This is a genomic window from Mesorhizobium sp. Pch-S, from assembly GCF_004136315.1.
GTDB lineage: Bacteria > Pseudomonadota > Alphaproteobacteria > Rhizobiales > Rhizobiaceae > Mesorhizobium.
Window position 1 is genome coordinate 4,336,651 of sequence record NZ_CP029562.1, and the last position, 17,455, is coordinate 4,354,105.

Below are 17,455 nucleotides of genomic sequence, written 5' to 3' on the forward strand. Positions count from 1 at the left end.
GCGGTATATCCGCTTGGCCCATGAGCGAGTTGCACCTGTCTTCTCCCGAGATCCTTCACCGCGCGATCGCCCGGTTTGCCGGTGTCACCGTGCTGGTGGTCGGCGACCTGATCCTCGACCGCTTCGTCAGCGGCGTGATCGAACGCATCTCGCCAGAAGCACCGATCCCCGTCCTGCATGGCCGCGGTGAAACCCAGGCGGTCGGCGGCGCCGGCAACGTCGTTTCCAACATCGTCTCACTGGGTGGCAAGGCAATCCCGATCTCGGCGCTTGGCAACGATGCCGCCGCCCGCAGCATCATGCGCATGTTCGCGGAACTGGGTGTCGATACGGGTGGCATCGGACAGACGCCGGATCGCATGACGTCATCGAAGAGCCGCTTCAGCGCGCTCAACCAGCAGGTTCTGCGGTTCGACGAAGAGGAAATCCGGGCGCTGGATGCCACGGAGCGGGCAAGGCTGCTTGCGGATTTCCGAGCAGCACTTGCCAAGGCGGACATCGTCATCCTGTCCGACTATGGCAAAGGCATCCTGCTGGACGGCGTTGCTGCCGAGCTGATTGCGATCTGCCGCGAGGCCGGCAAGGCGGTTCTCGTCGACCCGAAGGGGCGTGATTATGCATGCTACCGCGGCGCGACTGCGGTGACACCCAACCGCAAGGAACTGGGCGAGGCGGTCGGGCGTTCGGTCTTCGCCGACGACGACATCGTCGCTGCCGCGCGCGAACTGATCGCGGCGAATGGTTTCGACTTCGTCCTGGCGACCCGCAGCGAAAAAGGCATGAGCGTGGTCGATGCGCAAGTGGCGCGCCACATCGCGACGCAGGCGCGCGAGGTTTTCGATGTTTCCGGTGCCGGCGATACGGTGATTGCCTCATTTGCGCTTGCCCATGCTGCAGGCGCCGACCGCGCGGCAGCAGCGGCCATTGCCAATGCCGCCGCCGGTGTCGTGGTCGGCAAGCGCGGCACGGCACGCCTGACAGCGGATGAGTTGACCGGCGCATTGTTCCGCTCGCATGGCGTCGTCCACAAGGATGCCGTGCTAGACATGGCCGCCGCACAGCGTCTGGTGGCGACCTGGAAGGAAGAAGGCCTGACGGTCGGTTTCACCAACGGTTGCTTCGACATCCTGCATGCCGGTCATGTCAGTCTGCTCAATGCCGCGCGTGGCCAATGCGACAGGTTGGTCCTTGGGCTGAACAGCGATGCCTCGGTGCGGCGGCTGAAAGGTCCCGATCGACCCGTAAACGACCAGCATGACCGTGCCTGCGTGCTGGCGGCACTGGCGTCCATCGATGCCGTGGTGGTCTTCGAAGACGACACGCCGCTGAAGCTGATCGAGGCTCTGCAACCCGATATTCTGGTCAAGGGTGCGGACTATACCGTCGATCAGGTTGTGGGTGCCGACGTGGTGCAAAAAGCCGGCGGCCGTGTGGTTCTCATCGATCTCGTTGCCGGCAAAAGCACCACCGGCACCATAAGCAAATTGCGCGCCCGTAGCGGAACCTGAGATACCATGTCCAACCTGAATGACTACCTTGTCCGCTCGGCGGCCGCGATCACAGCCATGGTCGAACGTGACCTGACGGCCGAAATGCAGCGCGCGACCGACGCAGTCGTAACGGCATTGTCTTCGGGCAAGGCCTTGCTGATCTGCGGCAATGGAGGATCGGCGAGCGATGCCATCCACATCGCCGGCGAACTGGTTGGCCGCTTCCTGAAAGAGCGCAAGGCCTACAACGTCATAGCATTGCCCGCCAATGCGGCCGTGCTGACCGCCTGGGGCAATGACTACGGCTTCGACACCGTGTTTTCGCGGCAGGTGGAAGCGCATGGCGCCGAGGGCGCCGTCTTGCTGGCCATTTCGACCAGCGGCAATTCCCCCTCGATCCTTGCTGCTGCGGAACAGGCGCGCGCCATGGGCATGACGGTGATCGGCATGACCGGCGATACCGGCGGCAAGCTGAAGCCGTTGTGCGATATGCTGCTCAATGTGCCGTCCGGTTCCACACCGATCATCCAGCAGGGCCATATCTGCCTCTACCATTATCTCTGCGAAGAGGTGGAACAGCGGCTGAGCAACGGCCCCACTGCCTGATGGCCGAAACGAGCGCTCCGTACCCGCTCGATGAGCCGGGGCTTTGGGTGGAGCGGGTTGGCGACAAGGTCTTTCAGGACGGAGGCCCGGCGCTGTTCCTCGACCGGGATGGCACCATCAATGTCGACACCGGCTATCCGAGCGACCCGGAGCAGGTGGTGTTGCGCGACGCGATCCTCCCGGTCATCCAGGCGGCCAACCGGGCCGGTTGGCCGGTGGTGATCGTCACCAATCAGTCCGGTATCGCGCGCGGATATTTCGGATGGGACGTTTTTGCCGCCGTCAACGGCCGTGTCCTGACGCTCCTGCGTGAGAAGGGCTGTTTCGTCGACATGGTGCTCGCCTGCGCCTACCACGAAGCAGGAAAGGGTGGGTTCGGGGTGGGCGATCATCCGATGCGCAAACCCAACCCCGGCATGCTGCTGAAAGCAGCCGAGATGTTGGGAACCGATCTTGGGGGATCGGTCATGATCGGCGACAAGGATGCCGATACCGAGGCCGGGCGCCGGGCAGGGCTGTCGCGATTGTTCCTAGCAAGAGAGGCGAGTGTCGCGGCTGAGCAGGCGGCGGCCGTAGAAATCCAGGCTATTTCCGGGATTTGAGGTTCGCTTGATCGGCGCGGCGTTCGTCGCGTTCCTCGAACAGCTTCGCCTCGGTCACATAAGAATAGAGGAAAACCATCGCCGAGTGGACGTAGCCGTGTCGGCCGCACAGGAAGTAGCGCTTGCCGACGTAGAATTTGAGGAAATTGATCCAGGGCGAGAACATGAGCCGCGACATGCTCGGCTTCGCGCCTTGTTCAACCTGGGCTTCGACCTTGAGCGATGAATAGGAATTCGTACGTTTCAGTTCGTCGGTCAGTGACGTCGCGCGTCGGTGCAGCAACATGCCTTTCTCGATGATCGCAGTCTTGCCCGGCACCTTGAAGGATTCATGCACGCGCTGCGCAACATCCATCGTCGCCCTGTCGCGGCGGAAAAGGCGGAAGATGCGGTTATGTGCCACCCAGCGGTGGGCATAACCATAGCCTTTCAGATAGTCGCGGCGGCGGACGTACCAGCCGTCGATATCAGTTTTGCCTGATTGCGTGATTTCGACGATGGACTGCTTCAATTCGGCATCGGCGCGCTCATCGGCCTCGATGCAGAGGCACCAGGGCTGGGAGGCTCGTTCCAGGGCAAAAAGCCGCTGCCTGGCGAAGCCCGGCCAGTCATTGTGCAGGAGGCGGATTGGATAGCCCCTGGTGATGAATTGCTGGATGCATTCCAGGGTGCCGTCCGTCGAGCCCGAATCCACAACCACGATCTCGGCGCAGAAGTCGACGCTCTCCAGGCAGTCGGCAATCATGTCGACTTCGTTCCTGCAGATGATCAGTGCGGAGACGGGCGTGTTGAACTGAGACATGAGGGGAAAATTAGGAGCGGGACAGGCTGCGTCCAGCCATGCGCCTTTACTGCGTTTGGTTCAAGGCGTTGATTTCGACTAGGCCTTCATCTTTCACCTGACGGATGGTCAAGGCGGTGCGCACCGTATCGACATTCGGCGTGGAAGTCAGTTCTTCGATGACGAAACTCTGGAATGTCGCCAGATCCCTGGTCACGCAATGCAGCAGAAAGTCGGACTCGCCCGATACCATCCAGGCATCGCGCACGATCGGCCAGCTGCGGGTGCGCTCGGCGAAGGCTTTCAGTTCCGCGTCGGCCTGGTGATGCAGGCCGATCAGGCAGAACGCTACCACGTCCATGCCAAGTGCCGGCGCATTGAGCAGGGCACGATAGCCACGGATGATACCGGTTTCCTCGAGCCGTTTGACGCGGCGCAGGCAGGGTGGCGCGGAAATGCCGACGCGACGTGACAGCTCGACATTCGTCATACGGCCATCGCGCTGCAGTTCGCGCAGTATCTTCCAGTCAATGGCGTCGAGATCGGCCTTTATCGGCATGGTTTTCCGCCCGCTGCGCAAGAATCTTTCGCAAACACGTCATTAAACGAGTTTGCGGGCAGCGCCATCCCCGCACGCCCGGAATTTTCGGCATTCATCCTGGATTAACCATGAGGCGCCGGTTTCCGACAGTCATACAAGCATTGTGGGGACACTTGTCGCACGTCCTTGCTGGCGGACTGGGCAGCACTTACATTGCGCGCAACAGTTGCCGCTCGTTTCGGGCCGCTTGACGCGGCCGTCTTTCGCAAAGGCCGTTCCATGACCGTCAAGCACGCGCCCGTCCTCATCATCGGCTCCGGCCCGGCCGGTTATACGGCCGCTATCTATGCCGCCCGTGCCATGCTGAAGCCGGTGCTGGTAGCCGGCCTCCAGCAGGGCGGCCAGCTGATGATCACCACGGACGTCGAAAATTACCCAGGTTTCGCCGACCCGGTGCAGGGCCCGTGGCTGATGAGCGAGATGCAGAAGCAGGCAGAACATGTCGGCACGGAAATCATCAACGACATCATCACCGAGGTTGATCTCGACGTTCGCCCATTCGTGGCAAAGGGCGATTCCGGAACCACCTATACGGCCGACGCGCTGATCATCGCCACCGGCGCGCAGGCGAAATGGCTGGGCATTCCTTCGGAGCAGACCTTCATGGGCTTCGGCGTTTCGGCCTGCGCCACCTGCGACGGGTTCTTCTATCGCGGCAAGGATGTCGCGGTGATCGGCGGCGGGAACTCAGCGGTCGAGGAGGCGCTCTATCTCTCCAATCTGGCCAAGACGGTCACCGTCATCCATCGCCGCAGCGAGTTCAGGTCCGAACGCATCCTGCGCGAACGGCTGATGAAGAAGGACAATGTCCGCGTCATCTGGGACACCGTGGTCGACGAGATCACCGGGCGTCCGGGCAAGACGCCGTTGCCGCCATCCGTAGAAGGGCTGACGTTGCGCAATGTGGCGACCGGACAGGAAAGCCAGTTGAAAATCGACGGCGTGTTCGTGGCGATCGGCCATGCACCGGCCGTGGAGTTGTTCACCGGCAAGCTCAAGCAGAAGTCGAACGGCTATCTGTGGACCGCGCCGGATTCGACGCGCACGGACGTGCCGGGCGTGTTCGCAGCCGGTGACGTGACGGACGATATCTATCGCCAGGCGGTGACGGCGGCGGGCATGGGCTGCATGGCGGCGCTCGAAGCGGAAAAATATCTCGCTGGGATAGAGGTGCATCGGGAAGCGGCCGAATAAGCCGCAAAATCTCCGAAATCTTTCTTCAGACGCCAAAACGAAACGAGGGGAATCATGGCGCTGGATTGGGACAAACTTCGCGTGTTTCACGCAGCCGCCGAGGCTGGGTCGTTCACGCATGCTGCCGAGACACTGCATCTGTCGCAGTCGGCTATTTCGAGACAGGTCAGCGCGCTGGAGCATGATGTCGGCGTGCCGCTGTTCCATCGCCATGCGCGCGGCCTGGTTCTGACCGAACAGGGCGAGATGCTGTTTCGCACGGCGCATGACGTGCTGATGAAGCTGGAGTCGATCAAGACGCGGCTGGCTGAATCCAAGGACCGGCCGTCAGGCATCCTGCGCGTGACGACCACGGTGGGCCTTGGCGCCGGCTGGCTGACCGATCGGGTGCAGGAGTTCATCGACCTCTATCCGGAGATCCATCTGCAGCTCATCCTCGCCAATGAGGAACTGGATCTGACCATGCGCCAGGCGGACTGCGCGATCCGGCTGAGGCAGCCGCAACAGCCCGACCTGATCCAGCGCCGCCTGTTCACGGTGCACTTCCACCTCTATGCATCGCCTGCCTATGTGAACAAGTTCGGCAAGCCGGCGACGGTGGCTGAATTGAAGAACCATCGCATCGTCACCTTCGGCGTGCCGGTGCCGACGCATCTGTCGGAGCTCAACTGGCTGGAGACGGTCGGCGACTTCGAAAGCGGGCAGCGCGTGCCGACGCTGCAGATCAACGACATCCTGTCGATCAAGCGCGCCGTTCAGGGCGGTGCAGGCATCGCCATGCTGCCGGACTATGTCGTCGGCAAGGATGCCGGCCTGGTGCAGCTGCTGCCGGAAACCGAAGTGCCGTCCTTCGATACCTACTTCGCCTATCCCGACGCGATGAAGAACCAGGCAAAGCTGCACGTCTTCCGCGACTTCATCATCGCCAAGGCCCGCAACTGGTCCTATTGACCCCTGGGCTCCCGGGGCCGGCGCGGCGCTCATTCCCCGTCGCGATCGCATGGAACGGCTAAGCGCCGTGCCATGGCGTCAGCCGCGGCAGCCAGCCTGGCACGGCGCGCCGATAGGTCTCATACTCATCGCCATAGCGTCGGACGAGTGTCGGCTCTTCGTAGAAGTGCACGAACGACGCCATGGCGATGCCCATTACCACCCCGTAGAGAACCACCGCCCAGCTCGCGAAAAGCAGTGCCTGGCCGGCGATGATCGAAAGCACCGCGACATACATCGGGTTGCGGACATGGCGGTAGATGCCGCCCACCACAAGCTTCTCGGTCGGAGCAACCGGTGCCGGAGTGCCCACTCCCTCGAGCGCGAAGCGGGCAAAGGAATGCAGCAGGACCAGGACCGCCACCGCGATCAGGATGCAGCCGATCACGACGTACGGGAGCGACATCGAAAGGGGGAGACGGTAGCGGTCCAGGATCAGCCAGGGCAGCAGGCCCGCAACGACGCAGGGTGCCGCCAGGAAGAAAACCGCGCTGCCCAAAATTGCCGAAGTCCTGGTCTTCATGGCGATCCCTCAATCGTCCCGTTGAAGAAAATGGGTGCTGCCCTTTGCCTTGTTTGTCGGCAGGCCTTGATCCTTCGTCCGCCTATGAATGCATCGATTTACGGTGCAGCATGCTGGCTACGGGGCAATATGCCTGCTTTTCTGGCCCTATGGCCAAGAAATGTACGTTGGACCACAGCCTATGCCTTTTTGCATGTGTGCGTTGCAAAATAGGTGCTTGTTTGTTGGGCAGGATGCGCCCATATATCAATCATCTCCTGGGCGCGTTCTCCTCCCATTAGCGCCCTCGAGTGTTCCCCTCTGGAGGTTTAGCCCTAACGGGCACTTCCATTCAACTTAGCCGGGTCTTCTTGATCCGGCTTTTTTGTTGCCTGTCGATGGTGCAATCGGGCGGCCGAAGCGAGCATCCGGAAGCGCGGGTATATCTGTTTGAAAATGGGTGTCTGAGACGCGGAGTCCGTACCGTCGAACGTTAGCTTTCCATCATGTAACGGTCACGTGTAACCCTAAGTAACATGCAGAACGCCCGAATTAGCGCGTATGCATTTAATCAGGACGCGGTCAGAATCGTTCGAGGGATGGGGGCATCTCACGCTCGATCGGGCTCTGGCAACGACCGCGTCCAGCCTAATTCTTCCGGTTGAGGTGACGACACCTGGATTGGATACATGCGGCGGACCTGAGCTCTTTTCTCCCAAGAAAGCGGTCCGCGAAAACGGCGTCCGGTGAAACCGGACGCCGTTTTGCTTTTACCGTCAAAACCGGCTTCGCGCCTGGAGACTTCGAAGCCGGATCAGCAGCCGTCAGGCAGCTTTGCCATTGGCGTTCATCACATCGTCGGCGAGACGCCCCGTCAATTCCGCCATGTGATCGAAACTTGCCCGGTAACTGGCAACACCCGCCGTCGCCGACCGCAGCTCAATGATCAAGTCGCCGATCTCGGCCTGCGGCATGGTCGCCTCCACGACGTCCCAGCCCGGCCAGTCGGCACGGGCATCATAGCCGAGGATCTGTCCGCGCCTTTGTGGAATGAGAGCGATGATCCTGGCCGTCGCGTCGGAAGGGGTGACGATCTCGACCTTCATCACCGGCTCCAGAAGCACCGGCGAGCAGGTCGCCATGCCTTCCTTCATGGCGAGCTTGGCCGCCATCTGGAATGCCATGTCCGAGGAGTCGACGGAATGGTAGGAGCCGTCGGACAGGTTGACGGCGACGTCGACGACGGGGAAGCCGAGCGGGCCGCATTTCAGGTAATCCCGAGCGCCTGTCTCCACCGACTGGATATAGGTCTTGGGTACCACACCGCCGGTGATTGTGTCGGTGAACTGGAAGCCGGTGCCACGTGGCAGCGGCTTGATCTCCAGCACGACGTCGCCGAACTGGCCGTGGCCGCCCGACTGTTTCTTGTGGCGGCCGCGTTGCTGTACCGATTTGCGGATGGTTTCGCGATAGGGCACCGCGGGGGCGTGTCCTTCCACCGGGATCTGGTTCTTGCCCTCCAGCCGTTCGCGCACCACGCGCAAATGCATCTCGCCGTGGCCCGACAGCACGGTCTCCGCCGAGTCCTGGTTGTGCCTGAGGCTGAGCGAAGGATCCTCCTCGGCAAGACGCTGGATGGCTGCCGACATCTTGACGTCGTCCTTGCGCTCCTTCGGCCGCAAGGCGAAAGCGAACACCGGTTGCGGCGGAGCGAGATCGGCGAGTGGCTTGATGCCTCCTTTTGCCGACGTCAGCGTCTGGCCCGTGCGGACCTCGTCCAGCTTGCCGAGCGCGACAGTCTCACCGACCTTCGCAGTGGTGAGCTTCGACTGGTCCTTGCCGAGCATGCGGTAGATGCCGGACACCTTTGCGCTGTTGCCGTCGGGCAGGAACAGCTCGGTGCCGTCATTGATCTGGCCCGAAAGGATACGGGAAACCGAAAGCTTGCCGCCATGCGGCGTGTGGATGGTCTTCATCACCTGCACGACAGTGGTCGAGCCGGAGGGTGCGCCAAGGCGCTTGCGCGTGGCCTCGATGTCGGGTGCATCGTGACGGATCGTCTTGAGGAGACGCAGCACGCCGTTGCCTTTCTCGGCCGTGCCGATCAGCACCGGCGTTACCGTGCCGGCACGCAGATCAGCTGCAAGGTCGTCGAAGACGGCGTCCTTCGGCGGTTCGATCTCCTCCAGCAATTGTTCCATGAGCTGGTCGTCATGATCGGCGAGTGTTTCCAGCATCGAGAACCGCGCCTCGATCTCGCGCGCCTTGTCGTCACCCGGTATTTCGGCGACTTCGCTCTCGGCGTACTCGCGGTAGATGTAGGCGCGCTCGAGTGCGAGGTCGATCGAACCGATGACGACACCGTCCTTGCGCAGCGGGATCTGGCGCAGCAGCAGCGGCACGGAACTGGTCGGCTGCAGCATCTTCAGCGTCTCGCGCACGCCGGCGATCGCCTTGTCGACCTTGTTCAGGAACAGGATGCGCGGCACGCCGAGATCATCCAGCTTGCGCATGATCAACTGCAGCGCAGGGATCTTCTTCTCATCCGCCTCCGCCACTACGACGGCGATGTCGCAGCCTGCCAGGACAGGTTCCGCCTCGAAGGCGAATTCGATGGAGCCGGGGCAATCGATGAAGGTGAATTCGTCACCCATGAATTCGGTGGTGGCTACGGTTGCTTCCACGCTCATGGCGTGGGCGCGGGCTTCCGCGGAATGGTCCGATACCGTGTTGCCGGACGAAACCGGGTTCTGGCGAGGAATGGCGCCCGTCCGGGCGAGAATGGCTTCGAGAAGTGTCGTCTTACCGCTTGCGAAGGGACCGACTATGGCAATGCATTTCGGTCCCGAGCGTCGTCCTCCGGCGCGATTACCCATGCTGACCTCCACTCAGGCATTCCGCTGAGAGCGGCGGCCGGCCTGTTCGGCCGTCGCGGGTCGAAAGCGTTTGCCAGCGGCCCGGAAACATCGAAACATGGGTTCGAAAGCAGGGCAAGGAAAATAGATGATGAGCGGCGTTGCTTCGTCGACAAAGCGCCTGCCCTGAAAATCTGAAAGGAGAATTCGATGAAGATCATCGCCTGCGGCAGCGTGCCGACCATCATCGCCTCGGACGCCTATTTCACCGGCCGGGTGACGCAGAACCCGATCATCGAGGCAGAGGCGCCGGCGCGGCTGAGAGCCACCTCGGTAAGCTTCGAAGCCGGCGCGCGCACGCACTGGCACACTCATCCGCTCGGCCAGACGATCCATGTCGTCTCGGGCGCGGGGCTGGCGCAGAGCTGGGGCGGACCGGTCCAGGAGATCAGGGCCGGGGACACCGTCTGGTTCGAGCCCGGCGAAAAGCACTGGCATGGTGCGGCCAGCAAGACGGCGATGACCCATATCGCCATGCAGGAGGCGCTCAACGGTTCACCCGTCGACTGGCTGGAGCCGGTCAGCGACGAGCAATATCAGGGTTGATACGGCGCTGGCGCCTTACGAAAAAAGCCCGGTCGTGATCGGGCTTTTTTGTGAGTCATCTGAATCCCTTGGCAGGATCAGCTGAGGCTGCCCGTGAAGCGCTGGATGCGGGTGCAGGCTTCTTCCAGCAGCTTCTCGGAGGTTGCGTAGGAAATGCGGAAGTTCGGGCCGAGGCCGAAAGCCGAACCGAACACCACCGCCACGCCTTCGGCTTCCAGCAGTTCTGAGCAGAAAGTCTCGTCGGAATCGATCACCTTGCCGCCCTGCGTCTTTTTTCCGATCAGCTGGGCGCAGGATGGATAGACGTAGAAAGCACCTTCCGGCGACGGACAGGAGATGCCACGCGCCTGGTTCAGCATCGACACGACGAGGTCGCGGCGCGCCTGGAAGATCGCCTTGTTCTTCTTCACGAAGTCCTGCGGGCCGTTCAGCGCTTCCACCGATGCCCATTGCGCGATCGTGCAGGCGCCCGAGGTCTGCTGGCCCTGGATCATGTCCATCGCCTTGATCAGCGGCAGCGGGCCGGCAGCATAGCCGATGCGCCAGCCGGTCATGGCATAGGCCTTGGACACGCCGTTCATGGTCAGCGTGCGCTCATAAAGGCGCGGCTCCACCTCGGCGATGGTCCTGAAGACGAAATCGCCATAGGTGAGGTGCTCATACATGTCGTCGGTCAGGATCCAGACCTGCGGGTGTTTCAACAGCACCTCGGCCAGCGCCTTGAGTTCGGCCTCCGTGTAGGCGGCGCCGGACGGGTTGGACGGCGAGTTCATGACCAGCCATTTGGTCCTGGGCGTGATGACCTTCTCGAGACCTTCGGCCGTCAGCTTGAAGCCGTTGTCGATACTGGTCTCGGCAAAGGTCGCCGTGCCGCCGCAGATCGCCACCATCTCGGGGTAGCTCACCCAATAGGGGCGGGGGATGACGACTTCGTCGCCGGGGTTCAGCGTCGCCATGAAGGCGTTGAACAGGATCTGCTTGCCGCCGGTGCCGACGATGGTCTGTTCCGGCTTGTAGTCGAGATTGTTCTCGCGCTTGAACTTCTTGGCGATGGCGTCGCGCAGCGGGGCAATGCCCGAAACCGGCGGATACTTCGTTTCGCCACGACGGATCGCTTCGATCGCCGCGTTCTTGACGTTGTCGGGCGTATCGAAATCGGGTTCGCCGGCGCCGAGGCCAATGATGTCACGGCCGGCGTTTTTCAGCTCGCGCGCTTTCTGCGTGACCGCGATGGTCGCGGAAGGCTTTACGCGGGAAAGGGCGTCGGCGAGGAAGGCCATGACAAATCTCCATAGGGGCAGCTGCGAAACCCGGCAGCGGCGTCTCTATTGTCGTATCGGCAAAACAAGCGCAAGCTTCGTTTGCTGAGCCAGTGGCTCGGTTTTGGCTTCGCAAAGGCCAATCGGATCATTAACGCGCGGTAAAACCTTGGTCGGTAGATTTGCCTGGTTTTCGCACGCGACGAAGCGAGGGACAGTGTCGCGCAGCATCGGGCTCGCCCATATCATTCGTCACGACGATGGCACCTCGACCGGGGTGTGGGGCCTGTACACCCTGAAGAGCGCGTTTCAGCCGATTTTCGCCTTTGAGGATGGCAAGCTCTCCATCGCGGCCTTCGAGGGACTGATCCGGCCGTTTCGCGATGGCGAACCGCAAGCGCCGGGCCAGTTCTTCGCCACCTGTCCGCCGGCCGACAGACTGCATATCGAAGCGCTGACGCGAACGTTGCATCTGCTCAACGCCGGGGCCTGTCTGCCGGAAGATGCCAGCATCTTCATCAATTTCGATCCGTCCGTCTTCATCGACCGGGCCGTATCGGACAGCGCGCTGCGTGAAATGCGCCTGGTGCTGCACGAAGCGGGCATCGATCCGAAGCGGGTGGTCTGCGAAGTGACGGAGCAACGCTCCGCCTCCAAAGCAGCACTGAGCGACTTCGTCGAGGCGCTGAGAGCAAACGGGTTCCGCATCGCCGTGGATGATTATGGCGCCGATGAGTCCGACATCAACCGGATCAAGGAGCTGAAGCCGGATATCGTGAAATTCGATGCCCACTGGATCACCCAGCTGATGGAGTCGGGTGCCGGTTTCGCCTTGCTGATGACGATGGTGGCGGCATTCGAGGGACGGGGCATCCGGACGGTCTTCGAAGGCATCGAGGAGAGCTGGCAGCTCGACCTTGCCGAAAAATCCGGCGCGTCCATGGTGCAGGGCTACGTTCTGGCCAAGCCCGAGATCGCGCCGACGAGTTTCCGCAGCTACGCCAGGGCCGTGCATATGCCCGAACCTGGGCCGCAGGCCGGACAAGATCTTGGCAGCGGCATCTCCGCGCGGCAATCGACCCGCCCGACAAGGACTTTCGGAAAACGGATCGTCCAGTGAGTGCCTGACGGAGTGGCCAACCGGTCGCTCCTTTGCTTCTCCGCTTTGTCCGGATTCGGGTGGCCACATCGTTGCCGGCATGCTGTCGACGGCCGAACGCGCCTATCGCGACGCGTAGACGTATCAACGGCGTTTATCGGTATTCACAAAAAGAAATCGCTGGATGCCCAGGTTCTGCTCGGGCAAACGGATGCTTCAAGGGAGCCAGCATGACCATTCTCTACAGCATGATCGACAGCGGCAACTGCTACAAGCCGCGCCTCCTGATGGCCAAGCTCGGTCAGTCCTTCACCAATGTCGAGGTGTCTTCCCATAACGGAGCGACGCGTACTCCCGAATATGTGGCCAAGAACCCTAACGCCATGGTGCCCATGCTGGAGCTGGATGATGGCCGCCGCATCGCCGAATCCAACGCCATCCTGCTCTATCTCGCCGAGGGCACGCGCTTCCTGCCTGCCGACCGCTATGAGCGCGGTCTGGTCTATCAGTGGCTTTTCTTCGAGCAATACAGCCATGAGCCGAACATTGCCGTGCGCAAGGCGCTGCTGACCTTCCCGGAAAGAGCCGGGGATGCCACGCCGGAACGTCTCGCAACAACGCTGGAGCGCGGCAACAAGGCGCTCGGCGTCATGGAGCACAGGCTCCTGCAGGGCCCGTTCTTCGCGGGAGACACGTATAGCATCGCCGACATCGCGCTCTACGCCTACACCCATACCGCAGAGTTCGGCGGCTTCGACCTCAAGGCTTTCCCGGCCATCTGTGCCTGGTTGAAGCGGGTGGAAACACACCCCGGCCATGTGCCGATCGAATGGCTGCCGTGATCCGGAGCATTTTGTAGCCAAGTGGAATCACCTGGCGTTACAAAAATGCGGAGAAAACAAAAACTTGGAGCATTCCCGCGTTTCCACGAAAAACGGAAATACTCCAGGTCACAGACGGGTGCCGAAACTGATCACAAGGATGACGCATGATCCTCATCGGGCAATATGATTCACCCTTTGTCAGGCGTGTCGGCATAGCGCTGACGCTTTACGGAATTTCGTTCGAGCAGAAGCCCTGGTCGACGTTCGGCGATGCCGACAGGATCCGGCCCTACAATCCGCTGACCCGCGTGCCGACACTGGTGCTGGATGATGGCGAGGTGCTGATCGAGAGCCATCTCATGCTCGACTATCTCGACAGCCTGGTTCCGGCCGGGCAGGCGATGTTCCCGCGCACCGAACCGTTGCGGCACAAGGCGTTGAAGGTTGCCGCACTGGCCACCGGCATGGCCGACAAGGCTGTGAGCCTGTTCTACGAGCAGCGCCTGCACAGCGAGGTGTCCGATATGTGGACCGACCGCTGTCGGACGCAGATCGCCACAGTGCTGGACGTACTGGAGAAGGACCGTGCCGGAGAGGTGAGCGAATTCTGGTTCGGGGACCGGATCGGCCATGCCGACATCGCCGTGGCGGCAGCGCTGCGCTTCCTCAACGATGCGCATCCGGGATTGATCGATATGGCCATGTTCCCGAGGCTTGCCCAGCATGCCGCGAAGCTGGAAGCCTTGCCGGTCTTCAAGCTCATCGCGCAGGAGTTCGTGGCGCCGGCTTGATGCCAACGGTCATCTGGATGACCGTTGCGGCGCGCGACCGCGCGCCATCCCAAAAACAAAAAGGCGGGAAAAATCCCGCCTTTCGTTAAGTCTGCTAGCCTGACCCGGAGCGTCTCTGGTGGTGCCGGTGGCAATCTGCCACTTCGGCGATCCTTCCGTTTCCGCTCCGGCGCGCTTCTCGCGCGACCGTCAGTACATCCGTGACTTGCCGCGCGCCCCGGGCAGATACCCGGCGCGCGCCTTGCGCCAAATCAGGCTGCCGACAGAGATCCAGCGGACGACTTGCCAGTGCGGCGGTCCTGCTCGATCTCGTAGCTGATCTTCTGGCCATCAGCCAGGGTGGTCAGACCAGCGCGCTGCACAGCGGAGATGTGGACGAAAACGTCCGCGCCGCCGGCGTCAGGCTGGATGAAACCGAAGCCCTTGGTGGCGTTGAACCACTTGACCGTTCCAGTTGCCATATCAATGTTCCTTCACATTCACTTGCGTTTTCTTCAGACCGGACCCTATCCGGCCTTTGGTATCGAGATTTTGGAGAAAGACGGGAGCAAACGCGAAGATCGCGAGGCGTAGGGTCAATCGGCCCAAATATCAACGCAACGGATATAAGCGACTTTTTCACCAAAAACAAGGCGGTGTTGTTTGATCCTGACGCAAGACACTGGGCGACTGGCAAGCTGTCGGGCGTCGGCGTAATCTATGATCAAAGGATGCTTCGCGCTGGAGGAAGCCATGAGAAAGACGATCCTGCTTGCCGCATGCCTTTCGCTCGTCGCGGCCGAAGCGCAGGCGATCTCGCGCTACGATCCGTCCCGCATGAGCTGCGACCGGGTACAGAGGCTGGTCGATCGTGAAGGTGCCGTGATCCTGCGTTATCGCTCTCCCCGCAATCCGCGCCTCACGCTTTATGACCGTTATGTTGCAAGTGTTGAATTCTGCGACATGGGCGAGGTTCGCAGCCGCGCCTCCGTGCCGAGTGCCGATACCGGATCCTGCCCCGTTTACAGATGCAAGCGTCCCGATTTCGACCGCCGTCGTTTCATCATGCCGTTCGACTAGAGTGCCGACAGGGTGAGTGCTCTTCGAGCGGCGGGAGAGGATCTCGGGTGCGTCCTTCGAGGCTCGCTTCGCGAGCATCTCAGGATGAGGACCGTTGTAGAGAGCCCCCAAAACTCTGAGATATCTCGAAGCTTGGATGATGTTTCACGCAACGTTCCTCATCCTGATGTGCGAGCCCGCAAAGCATTCAAAAGATAGCAAAAAATCGTGCGGGCGAGCCTCGAAGGACGCACCGAAAAAGCGAAGTCGAAGCGGACCATCAGAACCCGAAGGAAGCCTGCTTCGAGGGCGGCGGGCCGACCCGAACGCCTTCCATCGCCAGCATTTTTTCTTTGGTCGCCGAGCCGCCAGGCGCCGAGAAGCCGCCTATCTTGCCGCCGACCGCGGTGATGCGGTGGCAGGGAATGACCAGCGGGACCGGATTGGCGCCGAGGGCCGCGCCCGTCTCACGCGCAAGCCCGGTGTGGCCGGCACGCCTGGCGAGTTCGCCATAGGTAGTGGTTTCACCGAAGGCCAGCTTGCGCGCGGCATCGTAGATGGCGAGCCGAAAATCGTCGACGCCATCAAGGTCGACCGGCACGGTTGAGAAATCGACGGTTTCACCGGCGGCATAGGCCTTGATCGCCTCGACCAGTTCGCCCACCCAGCCGGGAGCGGTACCGTCCTCGAAACGCTTGCCGGGCACGCTTTCCAGCCGCAGCAGGCGCCGTTCCAGGTTGTCGGCGCTCGATTGCGGCAGGCACAGGCGGATCAGTCCGCGCTCATTCCAGGCGATGCCCATGAAACCGAGTGCTGTGGAGAAAATGGTGTGGCCGGGGGCGACGGCCAGATTTTTTTCGACATTTTTTTCAATGGCGGTCTGCATGGTCGGCTCCTTCCATTCCGACACCGGTTTCCAGCAAAGCCAACGGTGCCTTCAAGTACAAATCATGAACGATTCTGCATGTTTTGCGGCTTTTCGCCACCCGAAAACCGATAATCGGCCATGTTGCCCGACCAAAAGTGGTGGTGTAAGGAGCATTTAACGATTTGCACGAACAGAGCGCGGCTTGCGAACAACAACCCACACCCTGTCGATCGGCATTCTCCTGGCTGCGGCCGGTGTCTCCGGTTGCACCTCAACGACTGCCGTCAAGCCGTCACTGGCTCCCACCACGACCACGGTGAGCGAGGCTGACGCCGGCTTTGCGCTGGCGCTGCCCGAAGCCGTTTCGGTGCTGCCGGAATCCTCCGGTCTGGCGCCGGTGCAGTTCGCGGCACTTCCGGCTGAAGCCGCCGGCAACGCCTTCGCCGGCGCGACGCCACAGCAGCATGCCGACAGCCCTGCCACGCTGGCGACGACGCCAGGCACCAGTGCGCGGCTTGCCAACAATTCGACCTTTGTCGCGCCAGCACCGGTCCAGCCCGGTGGTACCGCCGCCGCTCCAGCAACGGTCGCCGTCAATGGCAAAGCCGTAACCGCGACCCAGCCGGAAGCCACGGTGCAGCCGGTGGTGCAGGGGCAGCAGACCCCGCAAGCCGCAACGGTTCAGGTGGCGGTTGCCCAGCCGACGACCACGCAGACCGGTGCGCGTGTCAGCACGCTGTCGACCCGCATGGGTGGTGATCTGCCTGCGCCGAAACCGAAACCGGTGGTCGTTGCTTCGGCAGCCACCAGCCTGGTGTTTCCGTCGGCGCCTGCCGCGCCGAAAGCCATCGCATCGCTGCCGGGCGTGCAGCCTGTCGCCTATTCCGGCCCGGTGCCGACCTATCTGATGATCCCCGAACCGGAAGCCGAAAGGCCGGGACCGGTCAGCGCCGGTCGCGGCGAGGTCGATCGGCTGATCGCCAAATATGCGGCGCTCTACGAGGTGCCGGTGGAACTGGTGCGCTCGGTGGTCAAGCGCGAGTCGACCTTCAACCCGCTCGCCTACAACAACGGCCACTGGGGCCTGATGCAGATCAAGCATGCCACCGCGCGTGGCATGGGTTACGGCGGCGCGCCCAAGGGCCTGTTCGATGCCGAGACCAATCTGAAATACGCAGTGAAATATCTGCGCGGCGCCTTCCTGGTGGCCAATGGCGACTACAAGCGCGCCGACCGCCTCTACCAGACCGGCTATTATTACGACGCCAAGCGCAAGGGCCTGCTCGAGGAAACCGGGCTCGGCCGCGATCGCAAGCGCAAATCGGCTCCCGACGCCTGAGCCGGGCGCG

18 protein-coding genes are annotated in these 17,455 nt (G+C 61.9%); 11 read left to right on the forward strand and 7 right to left on the reverse strand.

Going from position 1 to position 17,455, the window contains the following annotated elements; genetic code table 11:
• The first annotated feature begins 20 nt into the window (after window positions 1-20).
• The 3 genes from rfaE1 to C1M53_RS20310 are packed head-to-tail and all read left to right on the forward strand — an operon-like array spanning window position 21 to window position 2,698.
• Window positions 21-1,508 carry a D-glycero-beta-D-manno-heptose-7-phosphate kinase gene (gene rfaE1, locus C1M53_RS20300; RefSeq protein WP_129413871.1) on the forward strand — a complete coding sequence of 496 codons (1,488 nt, stop codon included), beginning with the start codon at window positions 21-23 and terminating at the stop codon, window positions 1,506-1,508.
• A 6-nt stretch (window positions 1,509-1,514) separates the two neighbouring features.
• Window positions 1,515-2,096: an SIS domain-containing protein gene (locus C1M53_RS20305; RefSeq protein WP_129413872.1), complete on the forward strand. Its 582-nt coding sequence runs from the start codon at window positions 1,515-1,517 to the stop codon at window positions 2,094-2,096.
• The gene (locus C1M53_RS20310) at window positions 2,096-2,698 is read left to right on the forward strand and encodes an HAD family hydrolase (RefSeq protein ID WP_129413873.1); all 603 of its coding nucleotides are present in this window, start codon (window positions 2,096-2,098) and stop codon (window positions 2,696-2,698) included. The genes C1M53_RS20305 and C1M53_RS20310 overlap by 1 nt, the downstream gene beginning before the upstream one ends.
• Here the strand turns inward: C1M53_RS20310 and C1M53_RS20315 are convergent.
• The gene (locus C1M53_RS20315) at window positions 2,682-3,500 is read right to left on the reverse strand and encodes a glycosyltransferase family 2 protein (RefSeq protein ID WP_129413874.1); all 819 of its coding nucleotides are present in this window, start codon (window positions 3,498-3,500) and stop codon (window positions 2,682-2,684) included. The two genes, C1M53_RS20310 and C1M53_RS20315, sit on opposite strands and share 17 nt — an antisense overlap.
• A gap of 46 nt (window positions 3,501-3,546) precedes the next feature.
• Window positions 3,547-4,038 carry an Lrp/AsnC family transcriptional regulator gene (locus C1M53_RS20320; RefSeq protein WP_129413875.1) on the reverse strand — a complete coding sequence of 164 codons (492 nt, stop codon included), beginning with the start codon at window positions 4,036-4,038 and terminating at the stop codon, window positions 3,547-3,549.
• Between the two features lie 261 nt (window positions 4,039-4,299).
• Between C1M53_RS20320 and trxB the strand changes: the two genes are divergently transcribed.
• Both trxB and C1M53_RS20330 read left to right on the forward strand, forming a co-directional pair.
• Window positions 4,300-5,274 carry a thioredoxin-disulfide reductase gene (trxB, locus tag C1M53_RS20325; RefSeq protein WP_129413876.1) on the forward strand — a complete coding sequence of 325 codons (975 nt, stop codon included), beginning with the start codon at window positions 4,300-4,302 and terminating at the stop codon, window positions 5,272-5,274.
• 54 nt (window positions 5,275-5,328) lie between these two features.
• The gene (locus C1M53_RS20330; RefSeq protein ID WP_101937785.1) at window positions 5,329-6,225 is read left to right on the forward strand and encodes a LysR family transcriptional regulator; all 897 of its coding nucleotides are present in this window, start codon (window positions 5,329-5,331) and stop codon (window positions 6,223-6,225) included.
• Window positions 6,226-6,283: 58 nt separating this feature from the next.
• On the opposite strand, the gene C1M53_RS20335 is transcribed toward C1M53_RS20330, so the two are convergent.
• Both C1M53_RS20335 and C1M53_RS20340 read right to left on the reverse strand, forming a co-directional pair.
• The gene (locus C1M53_RS20335) at window positions 6,284-6,787 is read right to left on the reverse strand and encodes an isoprenylcysteine carboxylmethyltransferase family protein (protein WP_129413877.1); all 504 of its coding nucleotides are present in this window, start codon (window positions 6,785-6,787) and stop codon (window positions 6,284-6,286) included.
• A gap of 803 nt (window positions 6,788-7,590) precedes the next feature.
• On the reverse strand, window positions 7,591-9,642 hold the full coding sequence (locus C1M53_RS20340) for an elongation factor G (RefSeq protein WP_129413878.1): 2,052 nt from the start codon (window positions 9,640-9,642) through the stop codon (window positions 7,591-7,593).
• Between the two features lie 189 nt (window positions 9,643-9,831).
• On the opposite strand from C1M53_RS20340, the gene C1M53_RS20345 reads away from it, so the two are divergent.
• Window positions 9,832-10,227, forward strand: a complete 396-nt coding sequence (locus C1M53_RS20345; protein WP_129413879.1) for a cupin domain-containing protein — start codon at window positions 9,832-9,834, stop codon at window positions 10,225-10,227.
• 77 nt (window positions 10,228-10,304) lie between these two features.
• On the opposite strand, the gene C1M53_RS20350 is transcribed toward C1M53_RS20345, so the two are convergent.
• The gene (locus C1M53_RS20350) at window positions 10,305-11,507 is read right to left on the reverse strand and encodes a pyridoxal phosphate-dependent aminotransferase (RefSeq protein ID WP_129413880.1); all 1,203 of its coding nucleotides are present in this window, start codon (window positions 11,505-11,507) and stop codon (window positions 10,305-10,307) included.
• A gap of 196 nt (window positions 11,508-11,703) precedes the next feature.
• Here C1M53_RS20350 and C1M53_RS20355 point away from each other — a divergent pair, with 196 nt between their 5' ends.
• The 3 genes from C1M53_RS20355 to C1M53_RS20365 all read left to right on the forward strand — a co-directional run bounded on the left by C1M53_RS20355 (window position 11,704) and on the right by C1M53_RS20365 (window position 14,200).
• On the forward strand, window positions 11,704-12,606 hold the full coding sequence (locus C1M53_RS20355) for an EAL domain-containing protein (RefSeq protein ID WP_129416282.1): 903 nt from the start codon (window positions 11,704-11,706) through the stop codon (window positions 12,604-12,606).
• 209 nt (window positions 12,607-12,815) lie between these two features.
• Window positions 12,816-13,427, forward strand: a complete 612-nt coding sequence (locus C1M53_RS20360; protein WP_129413881.1) for a glutathione S-transferase family protein — start codon at window positions 12,816-12,818, stop codon at window positions 13,425-13,427.
• Window positions 13,428-13,573: 146 nt separating this feature from the next.
• On the forward strand, window positions 13,574-14,200 hold the full coding sequence (locus C1M53_RS20365; protein WP_129413882.1) for a glutathione S-transferase N-terminal domain-containing protein: 627 nt from the start codon (window positions 13,574-13,576) through the stop codon (window positions 14,198-14,200).
• Between the two features lie 251 nt (window positions 14,201-14,451).
• Here C1M53_RS20365 and C1M53_RS20370 read toward each other — a convergent pair whose 3' ends face one another.
• The gene (locus tag C1M53_RS20370) at window positions 14,452-14,661 is read right to left on the reverse strand and encodes a cold-shock protein (RefSeq protein WP_024925349.1); all 210 of its coding nucleotides are present in this window, start codon (window positions 14,659-14,661) and stop codon (window positions 14,452-14,454) included.
• A 271-nt stretch (window positions 14,662-14,932) separates the two neighbouring features.
• Between C1M53_RS20370 and C1M53_RS20375 the strand changes: the two genes are divergently transcribed.
• Window positions 14,933-15,259 carry a hypothetical protein gene (locus tag C1M53_RS20375; protein WP_129413883.1) on the forward strand — a complete coding sequence of 109 codons (327 nt, stop codon included), beginning with the start codon at window positions 14,933-14,935 and terminating at the stop codon, window positions 15,257-15,259.
• A 259-nt stretch (window positions 15,260-15,518) separates the two neighbouring features.
• Here C1M53_RS20375 and C1M53_RS20380 read toward each other — a convergent pair whose 3' ends face one another.
• Window positions 15,519-16,124 (reverse strand): methylated-DNA--[protein]-cysteine S-methyltransferase, encoded by a 606-nt coding sequence (locus C1M53_RS20380; RefSeq protein WP_129413884.1) that lies wholly within the window; start codon window positions 16,122-16,124, stop codon window positions 15,519-15,521.
• Between the two features lie 184 nt (window positions 16,125-16,308).
• Here C1M53_RS20380 and C1M53_RS20385 point away from each other — a divergent pair, with 184 nt between their 5' ends.
• Window positions 16,309-17,445, forward strand: coding sequence for a transglycosylase SLT domain-containing protein (locus C1M53_RS20385; protein ID WP_245488224.1), 1,137 nt, complete (start codon window positions 16,309-16,311; stop codon window positions 17,443-17,445).
• The last annotated feature ends 10 nt before the right edge of the window (window positions 17,446-17,455 follow it).

Excerpts from the sequence above, each read along its gene's own strand:
- rfaE1 (WP_129413871.1), top strand. The coding sequence starts at position 21 with ATGAGCGAGTTGCACCTGTCTTCTCCCGAGATCCTTCACCGCGCGATC.
- C1M53_RS20305 (WP_129413872.1), top strand. The coding sequence starts at position 1,515 with ATGTCCAACCTGAATGACTACCTTGTCCGCTCGGCGGCCGCGATCACA.
- C1M53_RS20310 (WP_129413873.1), top strand. The coding sequence starts at position 2,096 with ATGGCCGAAACGAGCGCTCCGTACCCGCTCGATGAGCCGGGGCTTTGG.
- C1M53_RS20315 (WP_129413874.1), bottom strand. The coding sequence starts at position 3,500 with ATGTCTCAGTTCAACACGCCCGTCTCCGCACTGATCATCTGCAGGAAC.
- C1M53_RS20320 (WP_129413875.1), bottom strand. The coding sequence starts at position 4,038 with ATGCCGATAAAGGCCGATCTCGACGCCATTGACTGGAAGATACTGCGC.
- trxB (WP_129413876.1), top strand. The coding sequence starts at position 4,300 with ATGACCGTCAAGCACGCGCCCGTCCTCATCATCGGCTCCGGCCCGGCC.
- C1M53_RS20330 (WP_101937785.1), top strand. The coding sequence starts at position 5,329 with ATGGCGCTGGATTGGGACAAACTTCGCGTGTTTCACGCAGCCGCCGAG.
- C1M53_RS20335 (WP_129413877.1), bottom strand. The coding sequence starts at position 6,787 with ATGAAGACCAGGACTTCGGCAATTTTGGGCAGCGCGGTTTTCTTCCTG.
- C1M53_RS20340 (WP_129413878.1), bottom strand. The coding sequence starts at position 9,642 with ATGGGTAATCGCGCCGGAGGACGACGCTCGGGACCGAAATGCATTGCC.
- C1M53_RS20345 (WP_129413879.1), top strand. The coding sequence starts at position 9,832 with ATGAAGATCATCGCCTGCGGCAGCGTGCCGACCATCATCGCCTCGGAC.
- C1M53_RS20350 (WP_129413880.1), bottom strand. The coding sequence starts at position 11,507 with ATGGCCTTCCTCGCCGACGCCCTTTCCCGCGTAAAGCCTTCCGCGACC.
- C1M53_RS20360 (WP_129413881.1), top strand. The coding sequence starts at position 12,816 with ATGACCATTCTCTACAGCATGATCGACAGCGGCAACTGCTACAAGCCG.
- C1M53_RS20365 (WP_129413882.1), top strand. The coding sequence starts at position 13,574 with ATGATCCTCATCGGGCAATATGATTCACCCTTTGTCAGGCGTGTCGGC.
- C1M53_RS20370 (WP_024925349.1), bottom strand. The coding sequence starts at position 14,661 with ATGGCAACTGGAACGGTCAAGTGGTTCAACGCCACCAAGGGCTTCGGT.
- C1M53_RS20375 (WP_129413883.1), top strand. The coding sequence starts at position 14,933 with ATGAGAAAGACGATCCTGCTTGCCGCATGCCTTTCGCTCGTCGCGGCC.
- C1M53_RS20380 (WP_129413884.1), bottom strand. The coding sequence starts at position 16,124 with ATGCAGACCGCCATTGAAAAAAATGTCGAAAAAAATCTGGCCGTCGCC.